The organism is Paenibacillus sp. LPE1-1-1.1 (assembly GCF_040676435.1).
GTDB lineage: Bacteria > Bacillota > Bacilli > Paenibacillales > Paenibacillaceae > Pristimantibacillus.
In genome coordinates, this window is the sequence record NZ_JBEGHY010000032.1 from 1 (window position 1) to 255 (window position 255).

1 rRNA gene is annotated in these 255 nt (G+C 54.5%); it reads right to left on the reverse strand.

The features are described from left to right. Positions 1-255: ribosomal RNA gene (locus tag MRBLPE1_RS23160) — 23S ribosomal RNA — on the reverse strand; the annotation flags it as partial.

The window sequence follows — 255 nt, forward strand, 5'->3', positions numbered from 1 at the left end:
TTTTCACCTTTCCCTCACGGTACTGCTTCACTATCGGTCACCAGGGAGTATTTAGCCTTGGCAGATGGTCCTGCCGGATTCCGACGGGGTTTCACGTGTCCCGCCGTACTCAGGATCCGTCTCGGAGAGTGCTTGCTTTCGGTTACAGGGCTTTTACCTGCTCTGGCGGGCCTTTCCAGACCTCTTCGCCTACCAAACACCTTTGTAACTCCATGTGAGACGTCCTACAACCCCAAGGAGCAAGCTCCTTGGTTT